A 5,856-nucleotide genomic window follows, 5' to 3' on the forward strand; every position below is an offset into this window, starting at 1 on the left:
CTCGGCACCCTCGGCGGTGTTCTCCTTCGCGGCGGCCGGCATCGGCGGCGGGGCCGGAACCTCGCTGGAGCTCTTGCTCGGCCGGGGCGAGTGCGGGGGGCTGGACTCGTTCGAGGGTGAGGCATCAGCCGAGTCGGACTCGCTCGGTGTGGGAGACCCAGAGGACTCCTGCGCGTCCGGCGACCCCGAGGAACCCGAGGCACTCGGCGAGGTCACGGGCGCGGAGGGCTCCACCGCATCAGGCGTGGTCGACGACGAGCCACCCCCCTCCGCATCGGAGGAGCACGCCCCCACCAACAGGGCCCCGCACACGGCGAGCACGGCGGTCTTCACGGGCAGCGAGCGAGCGGGCATGAGGGGTCTCCCGGTGCGACGAAGGGCAACACCGGCACCTTGGCACAGCGCGCCACCCCGCCGGCAGGGTTTTCCACAGGATCCCGATAACGATTCCCCCAAGACACGTCGACGGCCCACTGCCCCTACGGAGGATCCACCCCTCGCAGTTGTCGGTCCCGGGTGGCAGGATGGCCCGCGACGACGGAACGAGGTGACGGTGATGGGCATCCCCACCCCCCTGAACTGGCCGGTGCTGCGCCAGTTCCGCGAGGGCGACCCGCTGGGTCGCGGACGCGCGGTGACCAGCCGTGCCACGCGCGAGACCAGCAACCGCACCGTCACCGCCGACCGCGTGGCCCAGAGCGTCTGCCCGTACTGCGCGGTGGGTTGCGGCCAGCGTGTCTTCGTCAAGGACGAGAAGGTCGTCCAGATCGAGGGCGACCCGGACAGCCCCATCAGCCGCGGCCGTCTGTGCCCCAAGGGCTCGGCCAGCGAGCAGCTGGTCAACAGCCCCACCCGTGTCACGCAGGTGCTCTACCGGCGCCCCGGCGGCACCGAGTGGGAGGTGCTGGACCGCGACACCGCCATCGACATGGTGGCCGACCGCTTCCTGGAGTCCCGCCGCAACGGCTGGCAGGACCATGACGAGCACGGCCGCCCGCTGCGCCGCACGATGGGGGTCGCGGCCCTCGGCGGCGCCACCCTCGACAACGAGGAGAACTACCTCATCAAGAAGCTGTTCACCGCGGCGGGCGCGGTGCAGATCGAGAACCAGGCGCGTATTTGACACTCCGCCACGGTCCCCAGTCTGGGGTCCTCGTTCGGACGCGGCGGCGCCACGCAGTCGTTGCAGGACATGGCCAACGCCGACTGCATCGTCATCCAGGGCTCGAACATGGCCGAGTGCCACCCGGTGGGTTTCCAGTGGGTCAGTGAGGCCAAGAAGCGCGGTGCGCGGATCATCCACGTCGACCCGCGGTTCACGCGCACCTCGGCCGTGGCCGACACCCACGTGCCCATCCGCGTGGGCACCGACGTGGTGCTGCTGGGTGCCCTCATCAACCACGTGCTGAGCAACGGGCTGTACTTCGAGGAGTACGTCCGGGCGTACACCAACGCCGCCACGCTGGTGCGTGAGGACTTCCGCGACACCGAGGACCTCGACGGCCTGTTCTCCGGCTACGACCCGGAGAAGGGCTCCTACGACACCGCCACCTGGGCCTACGCCTCGCCCGACGACGGCGGCGTGGAGGAGTCCGAGGGCGGCCACGAGCACGGCGGGTCCAAGAGCCAGCGCGCCGAGGGCGAGTCCCACGGCTCGGGTGGTCCCGCGCTGGAGCACGCCAAGGTGATCCGCGACGAGACGATGCAGGACCCGCACTGCGTGCTGCAGGTGCTGCGCCGCCACTACGCGCGCTACACGCCCGAGATGGTGCAGGAGGTCTGCGGCATCCCCCCGGAGCAGTTCGCCGACCTGGCCGATGCCGTGACGTCCAACTCCGGCCGTGAGCGCACCACCTGCTTCGCCTACGCGGTGGGCTGGACCCAGCACAGCCTGGGCGCCCAGTTCATCCGTGCGGCGGCGGTGCTGCAGCTGCTGCTGGGCAACATGGGCCGCCCCGGCGGCGGCATCATGGCGCTGCGTGGGCACGCCAGCATCCAGGGCTCCACGGACATCCCCACGCTGTTCAACCTGCTGCCGGGCTACCTGCCCATGCCCACGGCCGGCAAGCACGACACCCTGGAGGACTACGTCTCCTCCATCTCCTCGCCGCGGCAGAAGGGCTACTGGACCAGCGCCGACGCCTACACCGTCAGCCTGCTCAAGGCCTGGTGGGGCGATGCCGCGACGCCGGAGAACGACTTCGCGTTCGACTACCTGCCCCGCATCAACGGCACGCACGGCACCTACCAGACGGTCATGGGCCAGATCGCCGGCGACGTGGAGGGCTACTTCGTGCTGGGGCAGAACCCGGCGGTCGGCTCGGCCAACGGACGCATGCAGCGCGAGGGCCTGGCGAACCTCAAGTGGCTGGTGGTGCGCGACTTCCAGCTCATCGAGTCGGCCACCTTCTGGAAGGACGGCCCGGAGGTCGAGTCCGGGGAGTGGCGTCCGGAGGACATCGACACCGAGGTGTTCTTCATGCCGGCGGCCAACCACGTGGAGAAGGCCGGCACCTTCACGCAGACCCAGCGCCTGCTGCAGTGGCGCCACCAGGCCGTGCAGCCGCCGGGCGACGCGCAGAGCGAGCTGGAGTTCTTCCACGAGCTGGGCGTGCGCATCCGCGAGCGCCTGGCCGACTCCACCGACCCGCGCGACCGGCCGCTGCTGGACCTCACGTGGGACTACCCGCGCGACGAGCACGGCGAGGTGGACGGCGAGGCCGTGCTGCGTGAGGTGAACGGCCGCCACCTGACCGGCGAGAAGGCCGGGCAGATGCTGGACTCCTACACCGAGATGCGGGCCGACGGCTCCACCGACGGCGGCTGCTGGATCTACACCGGTGTCTTCGCCGGTGGGGTGAACCACTCCAAGAACCGGGTGCCCGGCCGGGAGCAGGACGAGACGGCCGCGCAGTGGGGCTGGGCGTGGCCGGCCAACCGCCGCATCCTGTACAACCGTGCCTCGGCCGACCCCGAGGGCAGGCCGTGGAGCGAGCGCAAGAAGCTCGTCTGGTGGGACGCCGAGGCGGGCCGCTGGACGGGTGACGACGTGCCGGACTTCCCGGCCGACAAGGACCCCGCCTACCGCCCGGACCCCGACACGGGGGGCGCGGAGGCGCTGGCCGGCGACGACCCGTTCATCATGCAGGCCGACGGCAAGGGCTGGCTGTACGCACCCAAGGGCATGGTCGACGGCCCGATGCCGGCGCACTACGAGGCGCAGGAGTCGCCCGTGGCCAACGTGGTCTACGGGCAGCAGGCCAGCCCCACCCGGGTGCTCTTCCCGCGGCAGGACAACGTCTTCGCGCCGAGCGCGGGGGCGGCGGGCTCGGAGGTCTACCCCTTCGTGTTCACCACCTACCGCCTCACCGAGCAGCACACGGCTGGTGGCATGAGCCGCTGGCTGCCCTACCTGGCCGAGCTGCAGCCCGAGATGTTCTGCGAGGTCTCCCCGGAGCTCGCCGAGCTGCGCGGGCTGGAGAACGGCGGGTGGGCCACCATCGTGAGCCCGCGTGCCGCCATCGAGGCCCGGGTGCTGGTCACCGAGCGCATGCGCCCGATGCGGGCCGGCGACCAGGTGGTGCACACCGTGGGCCTGCCGTACCACTGGGGCGTCGGTGGTGAGGCCGTGGTGTCCGGTGACGCCGCCAACGACCTGCTGGGCGTGGCGCTGGACCCCAACGTGCATATCCAGGAGAGCAAGGTGGGCTCGTGCGAGGTGCTGCCGGGCCGCCGCCCGCGGGGTGCCGCGCTCGCCGAGCTGGTGGAGGAGCACCGCCGCCGCGCCGGGGCCACGCCGGAGGTGGGCACCGACAACGCCGCGGTGACCACGCGCGCGGAGCTGGCCGAGGAGATGGAGGGAGACCCCCGATGAGCCGTCTGGGCAACCAGCTGGCCGGACCCACCGACCCCGCGGCAGATGCGGGCTGGGAGCCGACCCCGCGCAAGGGCTTCTTCACCGACACGTCCATCTGCATCGGCTGCAAGGCCTGCGAGGTGGCGTGCAAGGAGTGGAACGCCCTGCCCATGGACGACCTGGGCGCCACCGGCAACTCCTACGACAACACCGGCGACCTGGGCGCGAGCACCTGGCGGCACGTGGCGTTCGTGGAGCAGTCCGCCGAGCGCATCGAGACCGCGCGGGAGTCCGGGCGCCGGCTGGTGGACCTCGGCATGCCGTCGGTGGGTGCCCCCGCCGTGACCGATGGGGGAGCGCCCGCCCCGTCCGGCGGGCCGGTGACCGACCTGCTCGCTGCCCAGCAGGCCCGGGCCGAGGGCACGGTGCCGGACTTCCGGTGGCTCATGTCCTCGGACGTGTGCAAGCACTGCACCCACGCCGGCTGCCTCGACGTGTGCCCCACCGGCGCGCTCTTCCGCAGCGAGTTCGGCACCGTCGTGGTGCAGGCCGACGTGTGCAACGGCTGCGGCTACTGCGTGGGGGCCTGCCCGTTCGGTGTCATCGAGCGGCGCGAGGACGAGACCGGCGGCCGCGGCCACGTGGACGGCGGTGAGGTGCCCCGCATCGGCATCGCCCAGAAGTGCACGCTCTGCTACGACCGGATCGGCCACGACCAGACGCCCGCCTGCGCGCAGACCTGCCCCACCACGTCCATCCAGTTCGGCGACCACGACGAGATGGTGCGCCGCGCCCACGAGCGGGTGGACCTCCTGCGGAGCAACGGTTTCCCCGAGGCGCGGCTGTACGGCGCCAATGAGCACGACGGCGTGGGCGGCACCGGGTCGGTGTTCCTGCTGCTCGACGAGCCCGAGGTGTACGGCCTGCCACCGGACCCCGTGGTGCCCACCGCCCACCTGCCGCAGATGTACCGCACGGCCATCGGGGCCGCCGCCGGGCTGCTGGGCGCCGTGGCCCTGTCCTTCCTGGGAGGCCGCCGGTGACCACGAGCGAGTTCGACTCCTACTTCCCGGCCGAGTACGCCGGCCCCCGGCGACGCCGCCGTCGGGGCGCCGCGCGCGATCTGGCCGCCCGCGGCTCCGACTGGCTCACCGGCCGGGCGCGGGGCCGCGGCGAGCAGCCGGTGGTCCCGGTGCCAGAGTTCTCCAGCTACTACGGGCAGGGCGTGGTCAAGGCCGTGCCGTGGAAGCACGAGATCAGCGTCTACCTCTTCACCGGCGGCGTGGCCGGCGGGTCGGGACTGCTGGCGGTGGGCGCGCACCTCGCTGGGCGCGACGCGCTGCGCACCAGTGCCCGTCTCACGGCCCTTGCGGCCGCGGGCGCGAGCGGTGTCGCCCTCATCGCCGACCTGGGCCGTCCCGAGCGCTTCCTCAACATGCTGCGGACGCTCAAGCTCACCTCGCCCATGTCCGTGGGCACGTGGATCTTCAGCGGGTACAGCACCAGCGCGGGGCTGGCCGCGGCCTGCGAGGTCGACCGCCTGCTCGGCGGCCGCCGCGGTGGGCCGGGCCTGCCGGTGCTGGGGGCGCTGCTCCGCCCGTTCGATGCCGTGGGCACGGCCGGGTTGGCGCTGTTCTCCGCGCCGCTGGCCGCCTACACCGCGGTGCTGCTGAGTGACACGGCCACCCCGGTGTGGTTCGAGAGCCGCCGCCACCTGCCGCAGGTGTTCGTCTCCTCCGCGGCGCTGGCCTCCGGTGGCGTGCAGATGGTGCTGCTGCCCACCGGGGCCGCTGGCCCGGCCCGCCGGCTGGCGGCGCTGGGGGCGCTCGGCGACCTCGTGGCCGTGCACCGCCTCGAGCAGCACCTGGAGCACGAGGGTGTGCTGGAGCCCCTGCACACCGGCCACCCCGGCACGATGATGCGCACCGCCAAGGCCTGCGTCCTCGGTGGCGGCCTGGGAGCTCTCGCGGCCGGCGCCCTGCGTGGCACGCCGGCGGGAC

3 protein-coding genes and 1 pseudogene are annotated in these 5,856 nt (G+C 72.6%); 3 read left to right on the forward strand and 1 reads right to left on the reverse strand.

Annotated elements, in window-relative coordinates:
• Nucleotides 1–354 (reverse strand): annotated as a pseudogene (locus HMPREF3099_RS13340) (hypothetical protein); the annotation flags it as partial.
• Nucleotides 355–556: 202 nt separating this feature from the next.
• On the opposite strand from HMPREF3099_RS13340, the gene fdh reads away from it, so the two are divergent.
• The 3 genes from fdh to nrfD form a co-directional block, all read left to right on the forward strand.
• Nucleotides 557–3,874 (forward strand): formate dehydrogenase, encoded by a 3,318-nt coding sequence (gene fdh, locus HMPREF3099_RS01825; RefSeq protein ID WP_181443182.1) that lies wholly within the window; start codon nt 557–559, stop codon nt 3,872–3,874.
• Complete coding sequence (locus HMPREF3099_RS01830) at nt 3,871–4,899, forward strand: 4Fe-4S dicluster domain-containing protein (protein WP_070703493.1); 1,029 nt, start codon at nt 3,871–3,873, stop codon at nt 4,897–4,899. The genes fdh and HMPREF3099_RS01830 overlap by 4 nt, the downstream gene beginning before the upstream one ends.
• Nucleotides 4,896–5,856: NrfD/PsrC family molybdoenzyme membrane anchor subunit (gene nrfD, locus HMPREF3099_RS01835; protein WP_070703494.1), on the forward strand; the 961-nt coding region annotated here is incomplete at its 3' end. The genes HMPREF3099_RS01830 and nrfD, both read left to right, overlap by 4 nt.

It is taken from the genome of Kytococcus sp. HMSC28H12, from assembly GCF_001816045.1.
GTDB lineage: Bacteria > Actinomycetota > Actinomycetes > Actinomycetales > Dermatophilaceae > Kytococcus > Kytococcus schroeteri.

Excerpts from the sequence above, each read along its gene's own strand:
- HMPREF3099_RS01830 (WP_070703493.1), top strand. The coding sequence starts at position 3,871 with ATGAGCCGTCTGGGCAACCAGCTGGCCGGACCCACCGACCCCGCGGCA.